The following is a 21,732-nucleotide window of genomic DNA, read 5'->3' as shown; positions in this document are numbered from 1 at the left end:
ATGAACACCACCATCACCCGCCGCGCCGCGATCCGCGTCGCCTGGGCCATGCCCGCCACCCTGGCGATGCCCGCCATCCTGCGCGCCCAGACCGCCACTGAGATCACGGTGCATTACGCGCAGCCCTTCATCTATAAGGAGAGCTACGACGCCATCCTGGCGGAGTTCGCCCGGCGCGAGCCCGCCATCGCGGTGAAAACGGTCACCACGCCGAACTATGAGGAAGGCGCGCAGCTGATTCTGCGCCAGGCGGCGACCAACCAGCTGCCGGACCTGTCCTACCAAGGCTTCAACCGGCTGCGCGTCTTCGCCGAGCGCGGCATCGCCCAGGACCTGTCGCCGCTGCTGCGCGCCGAAGGCGATCCGGCGAAGGCCGGCTACACGCCCAACCTGCTGGCGCTCGGCCAGTTCGGCGGCATCCAGGCGGGCCTCGCCTACGCCGCCTCCAACCCGATCTGCTACTACAACGCCGACCTCGTGAAGCGCGCCGGCGGCGATCCGGACAATTTCCCGCGCGACTGGGACGGCGTGCTGGCGCTGGCGGCGAAGATCGACGCGCTGGGCGATGGCCATGAGGGCATGTGGTACACCTGGAACGGTGACGACTGGATGTTCTCCGCGCTGCTGTTCGGCCATGGCGGGCGGATGCTGAGCGCGGATGAGAGCGATGTCGGCTTCGCCGGCCCGGAAGGCCTCGCTTCCCTGAAGCTGATCGAGCGCATGGTGAAGCAGGCCGGCATGCCCAACCTGACGGCCGCCGCGGCGCGCCAGGCCTTCGCCGCCGGCAAGCTCGGCATGATCTTCCAGACCACGGCGCTGGTGCGCGGCACCGCCTCCGGCGTCGGCAGCAATTTCGAGCTGCGCACCACCGGGATGCCGGTGATCGACGCGGAGACGAGCCGCCTGCCGACGGGCGGCGCCGCCGGCATGCTGTGCGCCAAGGACCCGGCCCGGCGCGAGGCCGCCTGGAAGTTCCTGCGCTTCTCCACCGGCCCCGAGGGACAGGCGATGATGGTGAAGAACACCGGCTACCTTCCCTGCAACCAGATCGCCATCGACGATCCGCAATACCTGGCGCAGTTCTACCGCGACAACCCGCTCTTCGTGCCGTCGGTGAAGCAGATCCCGGTTTCCATCCCCTGGTATGCCTTCCCCGGCAGCAACAGCGTGCGCGTGACGCAGACCATGGTGGACAACCTGGCCCGCCTCGTGGAGAGCCGCGCCACGCCGGAAGAGGTGCAGAAGGACATGGCGTCCGAGGTCCGCCGCCTGCTGCCGCGGAGGTCCTGAGCCATGGCGTTCCGCGTTGCGCAGATCAGCGACACGCACCTGTCGGAGCAGCACCCCGAATTCACCGCGAATTTCGACGTGCTGTCCGAGCATCTGCGGGCCGATGCGCCGGATCTCGTGGTCAACACCGGCGACCTGTCGGCGCATGGCGAGCTGGAGCGGGATGACCTCGCCTTCGCGCGGGAGAAGCACGCGGCGCTCGGCCTCGACTGGCTGGCCATTCCCGGCAACCACGACGTCGGCAATGATCCGCAGCTGAACGGCCCGACGCCCGCCGATGCGGAGCGGCTGTCACGCTGGCTCGGCATCCTGGGTGCCGATCATTTCCGGCGCGACGTGCCGGGCTGGCGGCTGATCGGGCTGAACACGCTGCTGACCGGCACCGACCTGCCGCAGAACGAGGACCAGTTCGATTTCCTGGAGGAGGCGCTGGCCACCGCCGGCGGCCGTGCCGTCGCGCTGTTCCTGCACAAGCCGCTCTGCGAGGAAACCGTGGCGGAGGAGGAGATCACCTACTGGGCGGTGCAGCCGCGCCCGCGCCGCCGCATCCTCGACCTGCTGGCCAGGCATCCGGCGCGGTTCATCGCCTCGGGGCATGTGCACCAGTACCGGGACCGCGGCACGGTGGAAGGACTGCGCCAGGTCTGGGCGCCGGCCGCCGCCTTCATGGTGGGCGACACCTGGCAGCTGCCGGTGGGCGAGAAGCCGGTCGGCTACCTCGAGCACCTGCTGCACGAGGATGGCCGCCACGAATGCCGCCTGGTGCAGCCGCAGGGAATGCGGCGCCACGATCTCGGGCTGATGCCCGGCATCTATCCGGCGATGCGGCCGCTGGTCGCCGCCTGACGCCCTGACGCCGCCGGCCGCGGGCTGCTAGGCTGGCGGCGGAAGGATCTTGCACCATGACCGATCTGAGCGAACGCCTGCGGCAGGCGGAAACCCTGGCGCGGGAAGCGGCCGGGCTGGCGCTGCGGCTGCGCCCGGCGCCCGGCAGCGCGGCGATCACCCTGAAGGGCGCGCAGGACTGGCTGACCGAGGCCGATGGCGCGGTGGAGCGGTTCCTCTCCGACGCCCTGCGCGAGCGCTTTCCGGAGGATGGCTTCCAGGGGGAGGAAGCCGGGCTGCACCGCGACGGCGCGCTGCGCTGGGTGGTGGACCCGATCGACGGCACCTCCAACTTCGCACATGGCGGGCAGCGCTGGTGCGTGTCCGTCGGGCTGGTGGCGGGGGATCGCGCGGTGCTGGGCGCCATCGTCGCGCCGGAGCTGGGCCAGTGCTTCCTGGCCGCCGAGGGGCGCGGCGCGACGCTGAACGGCCGGCCGATCCGCGCCGCCGCCACGGATGCGCTGGGGCGCAGCATCGTGGAATGCGGCTGGTCGCCGCGCGTGGCGAACGAGGCCTACCACGCGCTGTGCCAGGCGGTGATGGGGCAGGGGGCGATGCTGCGCTCCGGCGGCTCCGGCACGCTGGGCCTGGCCGATGTCGCCTGCGGCGCGCTGGACGCCTATGTGGAGCGGCACATCAACCTGTGGGACGTGGCCGCCGCGCTGGCGGTGCTGTCGGAAGCCGGCGCCCGCACCAGCCCCTTTCTCCGGCAGAACACGGCCGGGCAGGGGGCGCCGATCCTGGCTGCCGCCCCGGGCGTGGCGGAGGCGCTGGCGGCGCTGACCGGCATGGAACTGGCCGGCTGATCGCCCGCCTCAGCCCGGCGCCCAGAGCGGCTCGCGGGCCAGCCGGACGCGCAGCGGCCCGGCGGCATCCTCCACCGTCAGGGGCAGGGTGCCAGCCGGATCGCCATCGGCCTGCACCGGCACCTCCGGCCCGGTGAGCGCCACATGCGCAGCGCGGTGCAGCGTCAGCCCGGGCAGCCGCGGCAGCAGGCCGAAGGGCAGCAGGGCACCGGCCAGCATGGCCCGCGCCGCGCCGCCCTGGATCATCGCCACGTGGAAGCCGGGCTGCGCCGGGCTCGCGCCCGGCGCCAGGATGTAGCGCCCGGCGTAGAACCGCCCCTTGCTGATCACCAGCGCCGAAGCTGGCACGGCCGCCGCGCCGTCCAGCGAGGCTGCGATCGGCGCGAAGCGGTAGCGCGGCAGCTCGCGCAGCGAATGCCAGACATAGGCGCCGCGCCCAAGCACCTTCTTCAGCCGCAGATCAAGGTTGTGAACCACGGCGGCATCGAAGCCGGCGCCCACCATCTGCACGAACAGGCGCTGCCGGCCATCGGCGAAGCGGGCGATGCCCGGCCACAGCAGCGCTTCCCGTCCGCCGGTCAGGCAGGCGGCGGCGGCTTCCGGCAGCATCGGCAGGCCGAGCTCCTGCGCCAGCACATTGGCGGTGCCGAGCGGCAGGATGCCCAGCGCCGTGTCGCTGCCGGCCAGCCCCGCCGCCACCTCGGCGATGGTGCCGTCGCCGCCGGCCGCCACCACGCAGGGCCGGCCGGAACGCGCGGCCTCCCGCGCGATGCGCTCGGCATCGCCGGGCGCGGCGGTTTCCGCCAATTCGGCATGCGGCAACAGGCGCAGGGCGCGGCGCAGCTTCTGGCGGCGGCGGCTGCCCGCGGCGGGATTGAACACGATCAGCGGCGCGATGGAGTGCAGCGTCGTCATTCCTGGGGCTTCATGCGGCTTGCCGCGCAATGTGGTGCGCGGTGCGGGCGGCGTCGCGCGTCAAACGCGGCGTCGCCGAAACTTCATGAAAACCCGCTGCCTGTCAGGAAAACGTCACGCCATCCCGCGCCCGTTGAGCCTATGCAGGCCATACCGCAGCAGCTGGATGACCATGCACCAGAGCAGGACTGCCCCCATCGCGAAGCGCCGCTACCGCAGCATCTTCATCTCCGATGCGCATCTCGGCACGCGCGGCAGCCGTGCGGATTTCCTGGCAGATTTCCTGCGCCGCACCGAATGCGAGCAGATGTACCTCGTCGGTGACTTCGTCGATGGCTGGCGGCTGCGCAAGACCTGGTACTGGGACGCCCACCATGACGAGGTGATCCGGCTGATCCTGCGCCAAGCGCGTTCCGGCACCGCCGTCACCTACATCCCCGGCAATCACGACGAGATCTTCCGCAACTGGCTGGGGCTGGAGATGGCGGGGGTGAAGCTGGCGCTGAACGCCGAGCACACCGCCGCCGATGGCCGCCGCTTCCTGGTGATCCACGGCGACGAGTTCGACAGCGTGGTGCGCTATGCCAAGTTCCTCGCCCTGCTGGGCGACGGCGCCTACAACCTGGCGCTGGCGCTGAACCGCTACTTCAACCTCGTGCGCCGCAAGTTCGGCTATCCCTACTGGTCGCTCTCGCAATGGCTGAAGCGGCAGGTGAAGGGGGCGGTGAAGGCGATCGACCGCTTCGAATCCGCCCTGGCCCTGGAAGCGCGGCGCGGCGGCTTCGATGGCGTGATCTGCGGCCACATCCACCATGCCGAGATGCGCGACATCGGCGGCGTGCTCTACATGAATGATGGCGACTGGGTGGAATCCTGCACCGCGCTGGTGGAGCACGCGGATGGCCGGTTCGAGCTGATCGACTGGGCGGCCGAGAACCGCCTCTCGCCCTGGCCGGCGGCGCCGCTGCCGCCCTCCCGCCTGGCATTGCCCGCCTGATCGCCGCCGATGCTTTTCCGCATTTCGGAGCCCCGCCGGTGATCGCCGGCCTGCCGGCACGGCTGCTGGTGATCACCGATGCCTGGTTCCCGCAGGTCAACGGCGTGGTGCGCACGCTGTCCACCGTGGTGGAGCTGCTGCGCGCCGGCGGCGACACGGTGGAGGTGATCGGACCGGACCGCTTCCGCTCGATGCCGACGCCGGGCTATGCCGAGATCCGCCTGGCCCTCGCCCCCCGCCGGCGGCTGGCGCAGCTGGTGGACGAGTTCGCGCCCGATGCCGTCCACATCGCCACCGAGGGTCCGCTGGGCTGGGCGGCGCGCGCCATCTGCCGCCGGCGCGGCTGGCATTTCACCACCTCCTTCCACACCCGCTTTCCCGAATACCTGCATGCCCGCACCCGCGTGCCGGTGGGCTGGAGCTGGGCGGTGATGCGCCGCTTCCACGCCGCCTCCGCCGCCACGCTGGTGGCGACGCCGTCGCTGGCGGCCGAGATGCGGGGGCGCCGCTTCACCAACCTGACCCCCTGGTCGCGCGGCGTCGACACGCGCCGCTTCAGCCCGGTGACGGCGCCGGGGCAGCCCGGCAATCCCTGGGCGCACCTGCCGCAGCCGGTGTTCCTGTATGCCGGCCGCATCGCGGTGGAAAAGAACATCGCCGCCTTTCTGTCGCTCGACCTGCCGGGCAGCAAGGCGGTGGTGGGCGACGGGCCGCAGCGCGCCGCCCTGCAGGCCCGCTTTCCCCAGGCGCATTTCACCGGACGTCTGGACAACGGCCATCTCGCCGCCGCCTATGCCGGGGCGGATGTGTTCGTGTTTCCCTCGCGCACCGATACCTTCGGGCTGGTGCTGCTGGAAGCGCTGGCCTCCGGCACGCCCGTCGCGGCGTTTCCGGTGACCGGGCCGCTCGACGTGATCGGGCCCGCACCGGAAAAGGTCGGCGCGCTGGACGAGGATCTGCGCGCCGCCTGCCTCGCGGCGCTGACCGCCGACCGCGTCGCCTGCCGCCGCCACGCGGAGCGCTGGTCCTGGGAAGCCTGCGCCGCCCGGTTCCGCGACACCATGACGCCGGCCCGCCACTGAGCAGCGGGCGCTGCAGGAGGACGCCGCTTGTCCGAGCCTTTCGCCGAATCTCGCCCCGACCGCCTCGCATCCCCGCCTCGCCCCGCCGGCCAGCCCGCGCGCGGCACCTTTCTGCGCGAATGGGCGCGCAACCCGCTGCGCATGGGCAGCATCACCCCGTCATCCCCCGCCCTGTGCCGCCGCATCGCGCGGCTGACCCGCTGTGCACCGGACGAGGTGGTGGTGGAACTCGGCGCCGGCACCGGCGTCATCTCCCGCGCCCTGCTGGAGCACGGCCTGGCGCCGCGCCAGCTGGTGGTGGTGGAGATCGAGGAGGGCATGGCCGCCCATCTGCGGCGCACCCTGCCGGGCGTGACCGTGCTAAGCGGCGACGCCTTCGCCCTGCCGGAGATCCTGCCGGCCGCGCTGCATGGCCGCGTCGGCACTGCGATCTGCGGCATCCCGCTGGTGCTGCTGCCCCTGGAACGCCAGCGCCGCTTCGTCGCGGCGGTGGAGGCGGTGGCGCCGGGGCAGGGTTTCCTGCTGTACAGCTACTGCGTCACCTCGCCACTGCCCTGGCGCCGGCTCGGCTTGGCCGCGCGGCGGGAAGCCTGGACGCCGCTGAACCTGCCGCCCGCCAGCGTGTGGCGTTATGTGCCCACGAGTCTTTGACATTGATAAAGCCGGGCTTCCGTAGCATCTGGAAGGGTCGAGCCGCCGACCCGGAGTGATCCTGGGGGGCGGTGGCACGTGGTGCCGTTCTGGTCCGGCAGCACAGCGATCCTTTCCCCGCGCTGCCGCCACCCGGCCGCGCCCGCACAGGAGCCTGCCCGCTGCGGATGCCGATCTACAAGACAGGCGGCCTGCTAGCTCCAAAGGGGCCGGCGATCTGGATCCTGGCGCTGGTTGGCTGGCTGGCCTGTTCAACCACGGCCTGGACCGTGGCCGAGCGCAGCGCCAGCCGCGTCGAGGCCAATGCCAAGCTCGCCGCGCTGGCCCGCGCGCAGGTCGCGGCCGAGGCGATCGAGCAGAACCTCCTGCGCATGCTGGAGGGGATCCGCGGCCTCGGTGACCTGGCGCAGACGCGGCACCTGCTGCAACAGAGCGGCACGCAGGAATCGGTGTCGCTGGTGGAGGCGCAGTTGACCTCGGTGCCGGCCTGCCGCCGCTTCGGCGTGCTGCAGGTCGCGGTGATCAACAATGACGGTTGGCTCGCCTGGTCCTCCGCGCCGGGCTGGCGGCCGGTGTATCTGGGCGACCGGCCGCATTTCCTGGCACACCAATCGGGCGAAGCGCCGGGCCTTCATGTCAGCGCCCCCGTGCTGGGCCGGATCTCCGGGCAGCAGAGCCTGCAATTCACCCGGCCGCTGCTCGGCAAGGATGGGCAGCAGGCCGGCGTGCTGGTGGTATCGGTGGATCCCGAGCGGCTGTCGCAGGACCTCACCACGCTCAGCCTGGGTGGCCGCAACGCCGCGCTGGTGCTGCGCCGGGACGGCACCGTGCTGGCGCGCGGCCAGGAAGCGCCGCAGGATCCGGGCGACGTGCTGCCGCCCTCCGATCCGCTGATGCAGGTGCTCAACAGCGGCCATGACGGCGCGCTGAGCCTGCGCTCGCCCGCTGACGGGCGCGAGAAGCTCACGGCGTTCCGCATCGTCGAGGACGTGCCGCTGGCCGTTCTGGTGTCGCTGGACGCCGAGAACGAGATCGCCGGCACCGATTTCGTCCGGCCAGCGCTGCGGGCGACCGCACTGGCCTTCTCCGTGCTGCTGCTGGCGGCGCTGGCCCTGTCGCTGTTGTGGCTCGACCGCCGGCGCACCCTGCACGACCTGGAGCAGGCGCGCCGGGAACGGGAAGCGACCCAGCAGCGGCTGGTGCAGTCGCAACGCATGGAAGCGCTGGGCCGGCTCGCCGGCGGCGTCGCGCATGATTTCAACAACGTGCTGCAGGCCGTTCTGGGCGGCGCCAAGCTAATGGGCAAGCGGCCGGCCGACGAGGCGGCGGTGCGCAAGTTGTCGCGCATGATGCAGGAAGCGGCGGAGCGCGGCGCCGCGGTGACGCGGCGGCTGCTGACCTTTGCTCGCCGCGTCGAACTGCGCGCCGTGCCGGTGCGGCTCGACCAGATGCTGCAGGGGCTGCAGGAGGTGCTCACCCACACGCTGGGGCGCGAGGTGAATATCGAGCTGGACCTCGCCCCCGGCGTGCCGCCGGCCATGGTGGACGGGGCGCAGTTGGAAACCGTGCTGATCAACCTGGCGATCAACGCGCGGGACGCCATGCAGGCCAGCTCCGAGCGCCGCCTGTGCTTCCGCCTGCGCGAGGTCGGGCCGGAGGACGCGGTGGATGCCTCGGCCGCGCTCGAGCCCGGCCGCTACCTGTCGGTGGCGGTGGAGGATACCGGCAGTGGCATGGACCCGGCGACGCTGGCCCAGGCGATGGAGCCGTTCTTCACCACCAAGCCGAAGGGCAAGGGCACTGGCCTCGGCCTCGCCATGGCCAAGGGCTTCGCCGAGCAATCGGGCGGCGCGCTGGCGATCCGCAGCCAGTTGGGCAGGGGCACGACCGTGCTGCTGTGGCTGCCGGTCGCCCCGGCGCGGGATGTCCGGGAGACGGCCGGCATAACTGAGGCCGCCCATGCGTCCGGCCATATCCTGCTGGTGGATGACGAGGCGCAGGTGCGCGAGGTGCTGAGCCTGGTGCTGCGCGAGCAGGGCTACACAGTGTTCGAGGCGGCGGACGGCCCGGCCGCCGTGGTGCATCTCGAAAGCACCGCCACCTGCGATGCGCTGGTCAGTGATCTGGCAATGCCCGGCATGGACGGGCTGGCGGTGCTGCGCGCCGCACGTCAGCGCCGGCCCAACCTTCCGGCCCTGCTGATCACCGGCTATGCCGGCGATGCCGCCGACCATGCGCTGGGCGAGGCGGCAGAGGCCGGGCCGCTGATCCTGCTGCACAAGCCGGTGGATCCGGAAGAACTGGCCGAGCGCCTCGCGGCGCTGCTGCGCGAGCCGGCTCCGGGGCCGCAGCCCGCCGCGCCCTGAACGGGTCCGCCGCGCCTCAGCCCGGCAGGCGCGCCTCGCTCAACCCGTCCAACCCGAGCACCGGGCCCGGCACGGCCGGCGGTTCCGGCACCGCCGCTGGCCGGCGCGCTTCCACCACCCGCTCGACCCGGCCGGCTAGGTCCGGCGCCTCCGCCAGCAGGCGGTGGAAGGCGGCGGCGTCCAGCTCCAGCAGGTGGCAGAAGCTGGTGGCGCGGGCGCGGGTCCGCCGGCGGGTGCGCTTGTCCAGCAGCTCCCCCTCGCCGAAGAACTCGCCATGGGTCAGCGGGAATTCGGTGCCATCGCCCTGCAGCAGCACCTCGCCGCGGCTGATGAAGAACACCGAGCGGGCCCGCTGGCGGCGGCGGAAGATCCACTCGCCCGGCACGGCGAAGCGGATGGTGACGCTCATGGCCAGGTCGTGCAGCAGCGCGTCCTGCAGGGCGGCGAAGATCGGGAACTCCTCGATCCGCTTGTCGAGGCCGGACTGGATGTTGAACTGCAGGGGCCGCGCCACCTGGGCGCGCAGCGCATCGAGGCCGCGCATCAACTCGTCATGCAGTTCCTCGCCCACCAGAGATTCGCGCTTCAGCGTGGCGTATTCCTCGGCCTCCATCCGCAGCCCGATCTGCCGCAGGATGCGCGTCTCCAGCGCCTCGGCGTAGCCGGGATATTGCAGCCGCAGGGTTTCCATGGCGTCCTGCAGCAGCTCCTCGCGCCGGCCGACGATGTCGCCCACCACCTCGGTCACGCGATGGCCCAGCACCGGCTCCATGCGGCGGCGGATGAAGCGCGTCATGGAGGCGGAAACGAGGTGCGACAGCAGCAGCATCTCGAAGCGCTCCGCCATGCAGTGCATCAGCGGGGTATCGATGCGGAACTGCCGGTGCAGCCCCTGGGCCAGGCGGAAGCGCAGATTCGGCTGCAGCCGCCGCCGCGCCGCCTGGATGTAGCCGAGCCGGCCTTCGCTGCGCGCCCCGTCGATCATGCTCTCGGCGGTCCACAGCAGGGTTTCCATGACCCGGCGGGACAGCCCCTGCTCCTGGAACATCTCCAGCAGCAGCGAGCGCTCCTGCGACGCGAAGGTGATCAGGCCGAGGGTGACGCGGTCGCGGTCGCCGATGGCGGTATCGAAGGTGTTGGCCGCCGTTTCCACCTTGACCCGCCGGTCGTACATTTCCACCACATGCGCGGTGGCGGGGGCGGAGAAGGCCAGCTCGCCGGCGGTGCGGCGCAGCTTGTCGCGCACCTCGCCGAGGCCGATCGCCACCACCTGGTTGCGCAGCGCCTGATCGGAGGCGGACAGCCGGTCGAGCTTCAGCGCATGCACCAGGAAGCGCAGCGTGGTGCCGTTCACCAGCAGGGTGGAGAGCACGTAGCCGGTGGCCAGGATGGCGACGAATTGCTGGACGCGCTGCGGCACCAGCGGGTTCTCGGTCACCGAAAGGGCCAGCGCCAGGGTGATGGCGCCGCGCAGCCCGCCCCACAGCATGGTCACCTTGAACGGGATCGGCACGCGCTGCGACAGCTTGGCATGGCGCAGCAGCGGCATCACGCCGAACAGCACGGCGGCGCGCGCCGCCATGGCCGCCACGATCACCACGCCGATCAGCAGCAGGTCGCGCTGCTGCATGCCGAGCAGCAGACGGGGCACCAGCATCGAGGCCAGGATGAACACCATCGAGGACGCCCAGAAGGACAGCTGGTCCCAGATGTCCTGCAGGAACTGCCAGGAACGCGGGCGGAAGGTGGAAGGGCCGACGGCGCTCACCGTCAGCCCGGCGGCGGCGGCGGCCACCACGCCGGAGAAGTGCAGCGTATGGTCGCAGACGATGTAGGCGATGTAGGGCAGGGCCAGGGTCAGCGACACCTCGGCGGTGCGGTTGCCGCCCATCAGCGGCACCGCGAACAGCATGGCGCGGGCCATCAGGAAGCCCACCGCCAGGCCGCCGATGAAGGAGGTGAGGAAGCTCAGCACCACCTCGGCCGGCGCCAGGCTGTGCTGGCCGGTGAGCTGGCCCAGGAAGATGGTGAAGATGGAGATGGCGGCGGCGTCGTTCAGCAGGCTTTCGCCTTCCACCAGCCGGGTCAGGCGGCTGTTGGCGCCGATCTCGCGGAAAACGCCGACCACCGCGGAAGGGTCGGTGGTCGCGACGATGGCGCCCAGCATCAGGCAGGCGGTCAGCGACACCCCGGCCAGCGGCTGCAGCGCGAAGCCGATCGCCGCCGTGGTCACCAGCACCGCCACCACGGCCATCACCAGAACTGGCGCCCAGTCCCGCGCCAGGCGCCGCACGTCGATTGACAGCGAACCGTGAAACACCAGCAGCGGCAGGAAGATATACAGGAACGCCTCGGCGTTGACGGGAAAGCGCAGCAGCGTGCCCGCGGCCTGGTCCAGCGCCGCCAGATGCGGGGTGTTGAACAGAAAGGCGGCGCCGCCGCCCAGCAGCACGCCCACCACCGCCAGCAGCACGGTGGACGACAACATCATGCGCCGCGCCAGCGGCTGGATGGCGCTGACCACGATCAACAACAGGGCAATGGCGAGAAGGGTGTTCGGCAAGGTCGACAGCATCGGCTCCACTCGTCTGGCGCCCCGCTTGACGTCCGGGAGCGGCGCCATCCGCCAGGCCAGGATGACGTGTTTCAGGACTCGGCGTGGGTATGGAAGGGGTGTAAGGCAGATTCAGGGCAGGCGCAGCCCCGCGGCAGGTCTTCCGCCGCGCCTCGCCGCCTGGCCGCCCCCGCCCCCGGGCGATCCGGCCAGGCTCGCGGCCGGGGGCGGGGCCGGTGCATGATGCGCCCCATGCCGCAAGACCGGACCCTGCCTGTTCCCCGCCCCGAGCCCGCCCCGCCCCGCCACGCCCTGCGCGGCGGCGCCATCAGCTTTCGCGCCGATCCCTTTCTGTCCGACCCGGCCGAGGCGCTGGAACACTGGCCCGACGCGCTGCTGGTGATCGAGAACGGCCACATCGCCAGCATCGGGCCATATTCGCCCGAGGCGGCGGCCGGCCTGCCCGTGACGCATCACCCGGAAGCGCTGCTCTGCCCCGGCTTCGTCGACACCCACGTGCACTACCCGCAGACCGGGATGATCGGCGCCTATGGCGAGCAGCTGCTGGCTTGGCTGGAGCGCTACACCTTTCCGGCCGAGCTGGAATTCGCCGATCCGGAGCATGCGGCCCGCGTGGCGCGGCTGTTCCTGCGCGAGCTGCTGGCCGCCGGCACCACCACGGCGGCGGTGTTCTGCACCGTGCATGCAGCGTCGGTGGAAGCATTCTTTGCCGAATCTGCCAGGCTGAACACCCGCATGATCGCCGGCAAGGTGCTGATGGACCGCAACGCTCCGCCCGGCCTGCTGGACGGGCCGGGGCATGGCATCCCGGAATCGGAAGCGCTGCTGCTGCGCTGGCATGGGCGGGGCCGGCAGCTCTATGCCGTGACGCCGCGCTTCGCGCCGACCTCCACCCCTGCGCAGCTGCAGGCGGCGGGGCGGCTCTGGCGGGCGCATCCCGGAAGCTACATGCAGACCCACATCGCCGAGAACACCGCCGAGGTGGATTGGGTGCGCGAATTGTTTCCCGAGGCATCGGACTACCTCGACGTCTACCATCGCGCCGGGCTGACCGGTCCGCGCGCCCTGTTCGGTCATGGCATCCACCTGTCGGAAGGGGCGCTGTGCCGCTGCCACCAGACCGGCTCGGCGCTGGCGCATTGCCCGACCTCCAACCTGTTTCTCGGCTCCGGGCTGTTTCGCGTCTTTGCCGCGAAACGGGCGGACCGGCCGGTGCGAGTGGGACTGGGCAGCGACCTTGGCGCCGGCACCAGCTTCTCGGCGCTGCGCACCATGGGCGAAGCCTACAAGGTGGCGCAGCTGAACGGCGACGGCCTATCGGCGCTGCACGCCTTCTACCTGGCGACCCTGGGCGGGGCGGAGGCGCTGGCGCTGGAGAACCGCATCGGCCGGCTGGCACCCGGATACGAGGCGGACATCGTGGTGCTCGATCCGCAGGCCACGCCGCTGCTGCGCTTTCGCACCGCCCGGTGCCGCGACCTGGCGGAGAAACTCTTCGTGCTGATGACGCTGGGCGACGAGCGGGTGGTTCGCGCCACTTATGTGGCCGGTAGCAGAATCCTCACGGGAACCGCACAAGCCGGGCCGTCGTAGCGAAACCGGCACCATTGCGGCACGTTGCACGGGGGCCGGATGGGGAAACCCTCCGAAACATCGAGAATGGCAAGGCGGTGGTCGCGGTGGCGGCGCCGGCCGGTCAGGAAACCGAAAGGGCTTGGGGCAGGCTGCCCCGGCCCTTCCTCAACCGGAAGCGGGCCCGCGGCGACGCGGGCTCATGCGGAGACAGCAGCATGTCCATCATCATCACCATCATCATCGGCTTTCTGGCAGGGCTGATCGCGAAGTTCCTGATGCCGGGCCGCGATCCGGGCGGCTTCATCATCACCACCCTGCTGGGCATCGTCGGCGCCGTGATCGCCACCTATCTGGGCCAGGCGGTGGGCTGGTACCGGGCCGGCGAAGGCGCCGGCTTCATCGGCGCGGTGGTGGGCGCCGTGATCCTGCTGGCGATCTACCGCATGGTCGCCGGCCGCAGCACCCGGGCGTGAGGCTCCGCGCCGGCCCCCGGAAGCGGGGGCCGGCGCATCCCGATCTTCAGAGCGCCACGACCAGCTTGCCGAAATTGCGGCCTTCTAGCAGGCCAGCAAAGGCCTCCGGCGCGTTTTCCAGGCCCTGCACCACATCTTCACGGAAGCGCAGCCTGCCGTCGCGCAGCAGGGTGGCACCGGTTTCGCCCCACTGCTTCCAGGCGCGCGGATGGTCGTTCACCAGGAAGCCCTGCAGCCGCAGACGCTTGCGCACCAGGGCCATCAGGTTCGGGCCGGGTGGTGCGGGAATCTGGTTGTATTCTGCCACCATGCCGCAGAAGGCGATGCGGCCGAACTCGCGCAGGCGTGGAAACACTGCGGCCTGCACCGCGCCGCCCACATTCTCGAAATAACAATCGATGCCGCTCGGGCAGGCCTCATCCAGCGCCGTCGCGAGGTCCCCGCGATGATCGACGCAGGCATCGAAGCCCAGTTCCCCGGTGACGAAGCGGCACTTCTCCGCGCCTCCCGCGATGCCCACCACGCGGGCGCCCATGTGCTTGGCGATCTGCCCGGCGACGCCGCCCACCGCGCCGGAGGCCGCCGACACCACGAAGCATTCGCCGGGGCGCGGCTGCAGGATCTCCGTGGTGCCGATCCAGGCCGTGGTGCCCGGCATGCCCAGCACGCCCAGATAGGCCGAAGGTGACACGCCAACCTGCCGCGGCAGCTTGACCAGGGTGGAGCCATGCGCCGCCGACCATTGCTGCCAGCCCCGCGCGCCGCGCACCCAGTCGCCGGCGGTGAAGCCAGGGTGCCGGCTTTCCACCACCTCGCCCACGCATTCGCCTTCCATCACCGCGCCCAGCGCCACCGGCGCGGCGTAGGACGGCGCATCGCTCATCCGTCCGCGCATATAGGGGTCGAGCGACAGGAAGCGGTGGCGCACCAGCACCTCGCCCTGCTGCGGCGCGGGCCGGGGCTCCTCAGCGCGCTGGAAATGCTCGGGGCCGGGCCGGCCCTGCGGCCGGGCCTTCAGCAGGATGCGGAGATTGGTGCTGCTCATCGGTGCAACTTCCTGTGCGGAGGTGGCTTGGGAAGGGCGAACCCTTCGCGGTACCAACCCAGTTTGGAGCGACCCCGATGATGCGCAACACCACCTCCTTGCGATGCCGGGCCGGTTCCTGGCTGGTGCTGGCGGTGCTGCTGCTGGGTGCCACCGCGTCGGCGCTGGCACAGGACAAGGGCCGGGTCGGCCGCGATTACGATCCTGCGCGCGACGATGATGGTCCACTCCTCGTGACGTGGTGGGATATCTCCAGCCGCGCCACGGCCGAGGCCGGCATCGCCGCCGACCGCCGCTATGTCGCTGGCATGCGGCCGCACCATGCCGGGGCGCTGACCTTGTCGCGCCAGTACCTCGAGGATCCCGAAGCGCGGAACCCGCTGCTGCGCGACCTCGCGCGCAACATCCTCGCTGGCCAAGCCTTCGAGATCACGCTGCTGGACAAGGTGGCGGAACAGTTGGACCAGCCCTTGCGGGATCTTCTGGGCGGCTGGGTGATGCGGCCGGTGGGCGTGGAGGGACTGGGACCCGAGACGCGTTTCATGGGCATCCCCGGTCCCACGCCGATTGGCCTGCTGAACCGCAACGCCCCCATCTCGGAAGCCGATCTGCGCTTCGCCAAATCGATGCGCATTCACCATGCTGCGGCCGTGCGCATGGCGGAAACCTATAATGCCGGAAACGACGCACGGAACAATTTCCTTCGCCTGCTGAACGTCGAGATCATCGCCGAGCAGACGCAGCAGATCGCCCTGATGGACGGTGTCATGGCGCAGTATCCCGGCGGTGCCGACGCCATTCACGTCGACCCGGCCAAGATCCCGGGCATGCAGCACATGCAGCATGGCTCCGGCGGGGCCGGAACGGCCGACGGGCATGCCGGCCATCACTGAACGGTGCCGCGCACCCTTGCCGCGTCCCGGGCCAGGGCCTAAGGGCGGGCGATGCGCCTGATCGGACTGGCCGGCTGGAGCGGTGCCGGCAAGACCACCTTGCTCGCCCGGCTGATCCCCTGCCTGACCGGGCAGGGATTGCGCGTGTCCACGCTGAAGCACGCGCATCACCGCTTCGACGTGGACCAGCCCGGCAAGGACAGCCACACCCACCGGCAGGCCGGCGCGCACCAGGTGCTGGTCTCCTCCGACACGCGCTGGGCGCTGATGACGGAGCTGCGCGGCGCCCCCGAGCCGCCCCTGGCCGAGCTGCTGGCGAAGCTGGACCCGGTCGAGCTGGTGCTGGTGGAAGGCTTCAAGCGCGACCGGCACCCGAAGATCGAGGTGCACCGCGCCGCCAACAACAAGCCCTGGCTGCACCCGGAGGACCCGGCGATCCGCGCCGTGGCCTCCGACGTGCCGCCGCGGGCCACCCTGCCGCATGCGGCGCTGGACGATGTGGAGGCCGTGGCGGCGCTGGTGCTGCAGCACGCGGCGCCCTGGCCCGGCCCATGGCGGGGCTGAGCGCCGACTGCTTCGCGCATGGCGGCGCGTCGCTGGACGTGGCGGCGGCGGCGGCCCTAGTGGTGGCCGGCGTGCCGATCCCCACCCGGCGGGAACTGGTGCCTCTGCAGGCCGCGCGCGGCCGTGTGCTGGCCGCGCCGCTGCGGGCGCCGCATGCCTTGCCCCCCTTCAGCAACAGTGCCGTGGATGGCTTCGCCTTTCGCCATGCCGCGCTGTCGCCACGGGGCGCCACGGTGCTGCCGCTGGCGGGGCGGCTGGCCGCCGGCACGGCCCCCGGCGCGCCCCTTGGTCCCGGCGAGGCCTGCCGCATCCTCACCGGCGCTCCCCTGCCGCCTGGTGCCGACACGGTGGTGATGCAGGAGGATGCGCGGGTCGAGGGCGCCGCCTTGCGTCTGCCGGAGGGTCTCGCCCTGGTGCTGCCGCCGGGCGCGAACTGCCGCATGGCGGGCGAGGACATGGCGGCGGATGCCGAGGCCCTGGCCGAAGGTACGCGGCTCGGGCCTGCGGAGATCGCGCTGGCCGCCGCGCTGGGTCAGGTGGAGCTCGCGGTGCGGCCGCGGCCGCGGATCGGCGTGTTCAGCACCGGCAACGAGCTGGTGGCGCCGGGTGGCCGGCTCGGCCCCGCGCAGACCTTCGACAGCAACCGCTTCGCGCTGCTGGCCCTGCTGGCCGGCCTGCCGGTGGAGCCGGTGGACCTCGGCATCCTGCCCGACAACGCCGAGGCCACCGCGGGCGCGCTGCGCCACGCCGCCGCCGCGCATGACCTGTTGCTGACCTCGGGCGGCATCAGCGGCGGCGAGGAGGATCATGTTCGCGGCGCCATCGCCCGCTGCGGCACGCTGCGCTTCTGGCGGCTGGCGGTGAAGCCGGGCCGGCCGGCGGCGATGGGCGTGGTGGATGGCACGCCGGTGCTGGGCCTGCCGGGCAACCCGGTGGCCGCGATGGTGGCCTTTCTGCATCTGGCGCGGCCGCTGGCGATGCGGCTGTGCGGCGCCCGGCCGGAGGTGCTGCCGCGCTTCGCCGCCCGCGCCGGCTTCGACCACCGCAAGAAGCCGGGACGGCGCGAATACCTGCGCGTTTCGCTGGAGGCCGCGCCCGGCGGGCTGCCGGTGGCACGGCTTTTCCCTCGGCAGGGTTCGGCCTCGCTGACCTCGCTGACCGGCAGCGATGCCTTCGCCGAGCTGCCCGAGGACGGCACCGGCGTCGTGGCGGGCGAGATGGTCGCCGTGCTGCCCTTCGCGGGGCTGCTCTAGAAACGGCTGGACCGCGCCGCATCCGGCCCCATCTGTGGCGCAGCCGAACAGGAGAGTGCCCGCATGTTCATCGCCATGAACCGCTTCCAGGTTGCCCCCGGCGCCGAGCAGGATTTCGAGCAGATGTGGATGAACCGCGAATCCCACCTGCACACCGTGCCGGGCTTCGTGGAGTTCCACCTGCTGCGTGGCCCGTCGCGGGAGGACCACGTGCTCTACGCCTCCCACACCATCTGGCGCAGCAAGGCGGATTTCGAGGAATGGACCCGCTCCGAGGCGTTCCGCGCGGCGCATCGCGGCGCCGGCGGCACCAGGCCGCTCTACCTCGGCCCGCCGCAATTCGAGGGCTTCGAGGTGATCCAGACGGTGGGTTCCGGCGCCGCCTGACCTCGCCCGGCGCAACCCGCCGCCACGCTGGCGGGTTGCCGCTGCTCTGGATGGAGCATGACGCCGATGGAAGTGGCCGCCCTGATGAGCCGCGATGTGGAGTTCATCGCGCCCGATGCCACGGTGCAGCAGGCGGCGGAGATGATGGGGGAGCTGGATGTGGGTGCCTTGCCGGTCGGCAAGCCGGAGGACCTGCTGGGCATCGTCACCGACCGCGACATCCTGTACCGCGTGGTGGCCGAGGGCGATGCGCCGACCGCCATCCGGGTGCGCGACATCATGACCAGCCCGGTGACCGCCTGCCGTCCCGGCGATTCCGTGCAAACGGCCATGGACCTGATGGCGGCGCAGAACATCCGGCGCTTGGCGGTACGCGATGCCGAGGAGCGCGTGGTGGGCTGGGTGACTCTGGCCGACCTGTCGCGCCGCCTGATGCTGGACAACGAGGCGCTGCAGCAGGCGCTGCGCGAAGTTACCGAGGCTTCCGCCTGATCCGTCGCCCGCCGCTGCGCCGCTCCAGGTCGAGCACCAGCTCGGCCGGCAAGGCGAAGCGTGCCGCGAGGTAATCGGTCCAGGCCCGCTCCAGCCGGCCGCTGCGCCCGGCCAACAGCAACGCCGCGGCGTAGGCATGCGCGCCGAGCCCGGCGTCTCGGGCACCATCCAGCAGGCCGGGCAACGGCTGCGGCTGTTGCAGCGCCCGATCCAGCAGCGCCGCCTCCTCCGCGCCGCCCCCCATGGTGGCCAGCACGGCCGAGGCCCGCTGCGACACGCCATCCTCCTCCAGGCTGGCCATGCGGGCGCCCGCCGCCAGCAGTTCAACCAGCAGGGCCCTGACCTCGGGCTTCAAGTTCCGCAGGTTGAGCGCCAGGGGAAACAGCGTCTGGTGGCGGTTCTGCAACCAGGCGTGCAAGAGCTTGGCCGCCACGGCTTCCTGTAGCACGCGGTAGGGCGGCGGCGGCGCGGCGCCGCGGCGCTGCGCGGCCCCGGCTGCCGCCTCGGCCCGGGCGGCGACTGCGAGATCGGCCGGCATCTCCAGCGCCTGTTCCGCCAGCGCCTGGCTGTCGCCGTCGCGGGGCGCCGCGGCGGGCGAGAACATGGCGAACAGCCGTTGAATCACGAGGGTCATGCGCTGGGTCTCCTGTCCGGCGCAACGGAACCGTGCGCTTCCTGGTTGCGCCGCCGCAACCGGCTGGGAAGGGCCGGGTTGTGGCATAGCCTTCCGCTGAACAGGACCACCCGCGCATGTGCCACCCTCCCGCCCTCCCTGCATGGTCCCGGCGCGGATGACCCTGGATCAGGCCTTGGCCTTCGGCATCCTCGGCGTCACCGTCGGCCTCTTCATCTGGGGCCGCATCGCCTATGATCTGGTGGCGTTGCTGGCGCTGCTCGCGGGGGTGGTGGTCGGCATCATCCCGGTGGACAAGGCCTTCGAGGGCTTCGCGGACGACGTGGTGATCATCGTCGCCGCCGCCCTGCTGGTCAGTGCCGCGGTGGCCCGCTCGGGCGCGGTGGAGCGGATGATGCGCCCGGTGCTGCCGCATCTGCGCGACGCCAACACCCAGGTGCCAGCGCTGGCGGGAGCGGTGCTGGTGGCCTCCGTGTTCACCAAGAACATCGGCGCCCTGGCGATCTTCATGCCGGTGGCGCTGCAGCTGGCGCGGCGCACCGGCACCTCGCCCTCGGCGCTGCTGATGCCGATGGCCTTTGCCTCGCTGATCGGCGGGCTGATCACCCTGACCGGCACCTCCCCCAACATCATCGTCGCCCGCGTGCGGCAGGAGGTGACGGGCACGCCCTTCAGCATGTTCGACTTCACGCCGGTGGGCCTCGGCATCGCGCTGTGCGGCCTGGCCTTCCTGACGGTGGGCTGGAGGCTGCTGCCGCGCGGCCGGAGCGGCGGAGGCGGCCTCGATGCGGCGGTGACGCTGGAAGACTACACCACCGAGGCGCGGCTGCCCGCCGGCAGCGTGCTGGATGGTGCCACCGTGGCGCGGCTGGAGGAGATGGGGGAGGGCCGCATCACCGTTGCGACCGTGATCCGCGAGCGTTTCCGCCGCTTCCTGCCGACGCCCGGATGGACGCTGCGCGACGGCGACACGCTGCTGCTGCGCGGCGAGCCGGAGGATCTGGAGCGCATCGTGGCGCGCGCCGGGCTGGAGCTGGTCGGCGGCAGCACCCAGGGGCAGGAGGCGAGCGTGGTGGAAGGTGTGATCACCGGCGAATCCGCGCTGCTCGGCACCACGGTGGCGCAGGCGCGGCTGCAGGAGCGGTTCGGCGTCGGGCTGCTGGCCGTCAGCCGCAGCGGCACGCGCGTGGTGCAGCGCCTCGACACGTTGCGGCTGCGCGCTGGCGACGTGCTGATCCTGCGCGGCGGCGCCGGCGGCATGGCCGAGGCGCTGTCCACCCTGCGCGTGCTGCCGCTGACGGAGCGCAGCATCACCCTCGGCCGCAGCCGCCGCTCCTGGATCCCGGTGATCGTGCTGGGCGGCGCCATGCTGCTGGTGGCGCTGCACGTTGTTCCGGTCGCCATGGCGTTCTTCGGCGCCTCGGTGATCCTGCTGCTGCTGCGCTCCCTTTCGACGCACGAGGCTTACGACGCCATCGAATGGCCGGTGCTGGTACTGCTGGGCGCGCTCATCCCGGTCAGCGAGGCGGTGCGGAGCACCGGCGGCACCGACCTGATCGCCGCCGGGCTGGAAGCCCTGGTGGGCGGCATCCCGCCGCTCGCCGCGCTGGGGCTGATGATGGCGATCGCCATGGCGGTGACGCCGTTTCTGAACAATGCCGCCACGGTGCTGATGATGGGACCGATCGCCGCCAGCCTAGCGACGCGCCTCGGCCTCAGCCCCGATGCCTTCCTGATGGCGGTGGCGGTGGGCGCGGCGTGCGACTTCCTGACCCCCATCGGCCACCAGTGCAACACGCTGGTGATGGGGCCGGGCGGCTACCGCTTCGGCGATTATGCGCGGCTGGGCGCTCCGCTCACCGCCATCGTGCTGCTGGTGGGCGTGCCGCTGATCGCCTGGGTGTGGCCACTGGCGGCGCGGTGAGGGCGACCCGCCGATCCGGGCCGCCGGGGGCGCGTGAACGGCGCGTGAACTGTGGGCTTAGGTAGGCCGGGCACCTGTCAGCCCTGGATGAACGCCAGCAGGTCCTGGTTCAGCCGGTCCTTCTCGGTGAAGAACAGGCCGTGCGGCGCCCCGGCATATTCCACGAGCCGCGCGCCCGGGATCATCTGCGCGGCGCGGCGGCCGGACACGCCGATCGGCACGGTGGCGTCGCCCTCGCCATGGACCACCAGCGTCGGCACGGCGATCCCGGCGAGGTCGGCCCCGGAAATCGGTTTCCGAAAAGGCGCGCACGCAATCCATCGTCGCCTTGGGCGAGGCCTGCAGGGCCAGCATCGACGCCCATTGCAGCAGCTCCGAGGAAATGCTGAAGGTCAGCAGCCCGGCGCCGAAGAACTGCTTGCCGAAGGTGGCGAGGAAGTTCGGCCGGTCCTTCTGCAGGCCCTCGATCATCCCGTCGAAGACGGAGCGGTCGACGCCATCCGGATTGTCGGCGGTGCGCAGCAGGAAAGGCGTGACGGCGGACACCAGCACGGCCCTGGAGACGCGTCCCGCAGCGCCGTGCCGCGACAGGTAGCGCGCCACTTCGCCGCCGCCCATGGAGAAGCCGACCAGCGTGGCGTCGCGCAGATCCAGGTGATCCATCACCGCCGCCAGGTCGTCGGCCAGGGTGTCGTAGTTGTAGCCGCTCCAGGGCTGGCCGGAGCGGCCGAAACCGCGGCGGTCATAGGAGATGACGCGCAGCCCGGCCGAGGCCAGCACCGGCGCCTGGTATTCCCACATATCGGCGTTCAGCGGCCAGCCATGGATCAGCACCACGGGCCGGCCGCTGCCCCAATCCTTGAAGAAGATCTCGGTTCCGTCGGGGGCTTTCGCGAATGGCATGCGCGGTTCCTTTTCCGGAAGG

The 21,732-nt window shown here is 71.5% G+C and carries 20 protein-coding genes; 15 read left to right on the top strand and 5 right to left on the bottom strand.

The features are described 5' to 3' along the window. From D2K64_RS03805 to D2K64_RS03795, 3 genes are read left to right on the top strand one after another with little or no spacing between them, the layout of a single operon-like run. Entirely contained in the window at positions 1-1,290 is a 1,290-nt protein-coding gene (locus D2K64_RS03805) for an ABC transporter substrate-binding protein (protein WP_120007284.1), read from the top strand. A gap of 3 nt (positions 1,291-1,293) precedes the next feature. Then, on the top strand, positions 1,294-2,136 hold the full coding sequence (locus D2K64_RS03800) for a metallophosphoesterase family protein (RefSeq protein ID WP_120006903.1): 843 nt from the start codon (positions 1,294-1,296) through the stop codon (positions 2,134-2,136). Between the two features lie 56 nt (positions 2,137-2,192). Further along, the gene (locus D2K64_RS03795; protein ID WP_120006902.1) at positions 2,193-2,981 is read left to right on the top strand and encodes an inositol monophosphatase family protein; all 789 of its coding nucleotides are present in this window, start codon (positions 2,193-2,195) and stop codon (positions 2,979-2,981) included. 9 nt (positions 2,982-2,990) lie between these two features. Here D2K64_RS03795 and D2K64_RS03790 read toward each other — a convergent pair whose 3' ends face one another. Further along, the gene (locus tag D2K64_RS03790) at positions 2,991-3,896 is read right to left on the bottom strand and encodes a diacylglycerol/lipid kinase family protein (protein ID WP_120006901.1); all 906 of its coding nucleotides are present in this window, start codon (positions 3,894-3,896) and stop codon (positions 2,991-2,993) included. Positions 3,897-4,068: 172 nt separating this feature from the next. On the opposite strand from D2K64_RS03790, the gene D2K64_RS03785 reads away from it, so the two are divergent. The 4 genes from D2K64_RS03785 (at position 4,069) to D2K64_RS03770 (ending at position 8,992) form a co-directional block, all read left to right on the top strand. Continuing rightward, positions 4,069-4,893 carry a UDP-2,3-diacylglucosamine diphosphatase gene (locus D2K64_RS03785; RefSeq protein WP_120007283.1) on the top strand — a complete coding sequence of 275 codons (825 nt, stop codon included), beginning with the start codon at positions 4,069-4,071 and terminating at the stop codon, positions 4,891-4,893. A gap of 38 nt (positions 4,894-4,931) precedes the next feature. Next, positions 4,932-5,975 carry a glycosyltransferase family 4 protein gene (locus tag D2K64_RS03780; protein ID WP_120006900.1) on the top strand — a complete coding sequence of 348 codons (1,044 nt, stop codon included), beginning with the start codon at positions 4,932-4,934 and terminating at the stop codon, positions 5,973-5,975. 27 nt (positions 5,976-6,002) lie between these two features. Next, the gene (locus tag D2K64_RS03775) at positions 6,003-6,626 is read left to right on the top strand and encodes a class I SAM-dependent methyltransferase (protein WP_238383998.1); all 624 of its coding nucleotides are present in this window, start codon (positions 6,003-6,005) and stop codon (positions 6,624-6,626) included. 167 nt (positions 6,627-6,793) lie between these two features. Further along, positions 6,794-8,992, top strand: coding sequence for a response regulator (locus tag D2K64_RS03770; RefSeq protein ID WP_120006899.1), 2,199 nt, complete (start codon positions 6,794-6,796; stop codon positions 8,990-8,992). A gap of 16 nt (positions 8,993-9,008) precedes the next feature. On the opposite strand, the gene D2K64_RS03765 is transcribed toward D2K64_RS03770, so the two are convergent. Beyond that, positions 9,009-11,567, bottom strand: a complete 2,559-nt coding sequence (locus D2K64_RS03765) for a cation:proton antiporter domain-containing protein (protein ID WP_120006898.1) — start codon at positions 11,565-11,567, stop codon at positions 9,009-9,011. A gap of 231 nt (positions 11,568-11,798) precedes the next feature. On the opposite strand from D2K64_RS03765, the gene guaD reads away from it, so the two are divergent. Both guaD and D2K64_RS03755 read left to right on the top strand, forming a co-directional pair. Continuing rightward, complete coding sequence (guaD, locus tag D2K64_RS03760) at positions 11,799-13,160, top strand: guanine deaminase (RefSeq protein WP_120006897.1); 1,362 nt, start codon at positions 11,799-11,801, stop codon at positions 13,158-13,160. A gap of 197 nt (positions 13,161-13,357) precedes the next feature. Beyond that, positions 13,358-13,615, top strand: a complete 258-nt coding sequence (locus tag D2K64_RS03755; protein ID WP_120007281.1) for a GlsB/YeaQ/YmgE family stress response membrane protein — start codon at positions 13,358-13,360, stop codon at positions 13,613-13,615. Between the two features lie 46 nt (positions 13,616-13,661). On the opposite strand, the gene D2K64_RS03750 is transcribed toward D2K64_RS03755, so the two are convergent. After that, entirely contained in the window at positions 13,662-14,660 is a 999-nt protein-coding gene (locus tag D2K64_RS03750; protein WP_120006896.1) for an NADP-dependent oxidoreductase, read from the bottom strand. A gap of 77 nt (positions 14,661-14,737) precedes the next feature. Between D2K64_RS03750 and D2K64_RS03745 the strand changes: the two genes are divergently transcribed. The 5 genes from D2K64_RS03745 to D2K64_RS03725 all read left to right on the top strand — a co-directional run bounded on the left by D2K64_RS03745 (position 14,738) and on the right by D2K64_RS03725 (position 18,249). Further along, on the top strand, positions 14,738-15,553 hold the full coding sequence (locus tag D2K64_RS03745) for a DUF305 domain-containing protein (RefSeq protein ID WP_120006895.1): 816 nt from the start codon (positions 14,738-14,740) through the stop codon (positions 15,551-15,553). A gap of 51 nt (positions 15,554-15,604) precedes the next feature. Then, complete coding sequence (mobB, locus tag D2K64_RS03740; protein ID WP_120006894.1) at positions 15,605-16,117, top strand: molybdopterin-guanine dinucleotide biosynthesis protein B; 513 nt, start codon at positions 15,605-15,607, stop codon at positions 16,115-16,117. Further along, a complete protein-coding gene (locus D2K64_RS03735) occupies positions 16,105-17,370 on the top strand; it encodes a molybdopterin molybdotransferase MoeA (RefSeq protein ID WP_120006893.1) in 1,266 nt (421 codons plus the stop codon). The genes mobB and D2K64_RS03735 overlap by 13 nt, the downstream gene beginning before the upstream one ends. Positions 17,371-17,433: 63 nt before the next feature. Continuing rightward, positions 17,434-17,757, top strand: a complete 324-nt coding sequence (locus tag D2K64_RS03730) for an antibiotic biosynthesis monooxygenase family protein (RefSeq protein ID WP_120006892.1) — start codon at positions 17,434-17,436, stop codon at positions 17,755-17,757. A gap of 57 nt (positions 17,758-17,814) precedes the next feature. Then, positions 17,815-18,249 (top strand): CBS domain-containing protein, encoded by a 435-nt coding sequence (locus D2K64_RS03725; protein ID WP_238383997.1) that lies wholly within the window; start codon positions 17,815-17,817, stop codon positions 18,247-18,249. Here D2K64_RS03725 and D2K64_RS03720 read toward each other — a convergent pair. After that, complete coding sequence (locus D2K64_RS03720; RefSeq protein WP_157985708.1) at positions 18,230-18,883, bottom strand: DUF533 domain-containing protein; 654 nt, start codon at positions 18,881-18,883, stop codon at positions 18,230-18,232. The two genes, D2K64_RS03725 and D2K64_RS03720, sit on opposite strands and share 20 nt — an antisense overlap. Positions 18,884-19,040: 157 nt before the next feature. Between D2K64_RS03720 and D2K64_RS03715 the strand changes: the two genes are divergently transcribed. Further along, a complete protein-coding gene (locus D2K64_RS03715; RefSeq protein ID WP_120007279.1) occupies positions 19,041-20,807 on the top strand; it encodes an SLC13 family permease in 1,767 nt (588 codons plus the stop codon). A 57-nt stretch (positions 20,808-20,864) separates the two neighbouring features. Here D2K64_RS03715 and D2K64_RS26440 read toward each other — a convergent pair whose 3' ends face one another. After that, positions 20,865-21,710: an alpha/beta fold hydrolase gene (locus D2K64_RS26440; protein ID WP_456316363.1), complete on the bottom strand. Its 846-nt coding sequence runs from the start codon at positions 21,708-21,710 to the stop codon at positions 20,865-20,867. Positions 21,711-21,732: the final 22 nt, after the last annotated feature.

The organism is Teichococcus vastitatis (assembly GCF_003604215.1).
Taxonomy (GTDB): Bacteria; Pseudomonadota; Alphaproteobacteria; order Acetobacterales; family Acetobacteraceae; genus Pseudoroseomonas; species Pseudoroseomonas vastitatis.
The sequence above is the reverse complement of the archived record's forward strand: the minus strand, read 5'-3'. Positions and strand labels throughout refer to the sequence as shown.

Excerpts from the sequence above, each read along its gene's own strand:
- D2K64_RS03770 (WP_120006899.1), top strand. The coding sequence starts at position 6,794 with ATGCCGATCTACAAGACAGGCGGCCTGCTAGCTCCAAAGGGGCCGGCG.
- D2K64_RS03750 (WP_120006896.1), bottom strand. The coding sequence starts at position 14,660 with ATGAGCAGCACCAATCTCCGCATCCTGCTGAAGGCCCGGCCGCAGGGC.
- D2K64_RS03715 (WP_120007279.1), top strand. The coding sequence starts at position 19,041 with ATGACCCTGGATCAGGCCTTGGCCTTCGGCATCCTCGGCGTCACCGTC.
- D2K64_RS03730 (WP_120006892.1), top strand. The coding sequence starts at position 17,434 with ATGTTCATCGCCATGAACCGCTTCCAGGTTGCCCCCGGCGCCGAGCAG.
- D2K64_RS03725 (WP_238383997.1), top strand. The coding sequence starts at position 17,815 with ATGACGCCGATGGAAGTGGCCGCCCTGATGAGCCGCGATGTGGAGTTC.
- D2K64_RS03720 (WP_157985708.1), bottom strand. The coding sequence starts at position 18,883 with ATGACCCTCGTGATTCAACGGCTGTTCGCCATGTTCTCGCCCGCCGCG.
- D2K64_RS03785 (WP_120007283.1), top strand. The coding sequence starts at position 4,069 with ATGCACCAGAGCAGGACTGCCCCCATCGCGAAGCGCCGCTACCGCAGC.
- guaD (WP_120006897.1), top strand. The coding sequence starts at position 11,799 with ATGCCGCAAGACCGGACCCTGCCTGTTCCCCGCCCCGAGCCCGCCCCG.
- D2K64_RS03800 (WP_120006903.1), top strand. The coding sequence starts at position 1,294 with ATGGCGTTCCGCGTTGCGCAGATCAGCGACACGCACCTGTCGGAGCAG.
- D2K64_RS03805 (WP_120007284.1), top strand. The coding sequence starts at position 1 with ATGAACACCACCATCACCCGCCGCGCCGCGATCCGCGTCGCCTGGGCC.
- D2K64_RS03790 (WP_120006901.1), bottom strand. The coding sequence starts at position 3,896 with ATGACGACGCTGCACTCCATCGCGCCGCTGATCGTGTTCAATCCCGCC.
- D2K64_RS03795 (WP_120006902.1), top strand. The coding sequence starts at position 2,193 with ATGACCGATCTGAGCGAACGCCTGCGGCAGGCGGAAACCCTGGCGCGG.
- mobB (WP_120006894.1), top strand. The coding sequence starts at position 15,605 with ATGCGCCTGATCGGACTGGCCGGCTGGAGCGGTGCCGGCAAGACCACC.
- D2K64_RS26440 (WP_456316363.1), bottom strand. The coding sequence starts at position 21,710 with ATGCCATTCGCGAAAGCCCCCGACGGAACCGAGATCTTCTTCAAGGAT.
- D2K64_RS03755 (WP_120007281.1), top strand. The coding sequence starts at position 13,358 with ATGTCCATCATCATCACCATCATCATCGGCTTTCTGGCAGGGCTGATC.
- D2K64_RS03735 (WP_120006893.1), top strand. The coding sequence starts at position 16,105 with ATGGCGGGGCTGAGCGCCGACTGCTTCGCGCATGGCGGCGCGTCGCTG.
- D2K64_RS03765 (WP_120006898.1), bottom strand. The coding sequence starts at position 11,567 with ATGCTGTCGACCTTGCCGAACACCCTTCTCGCCATTGCCCTGTTGTTG.
- D2K64_RS03745 (WP_120006895.1), top strand. The coding sequence starts at position 14,738 with ATGATGCGCAACACCACCTCCTTGCGATGCCGGGCCGGTTCCTGGCTG.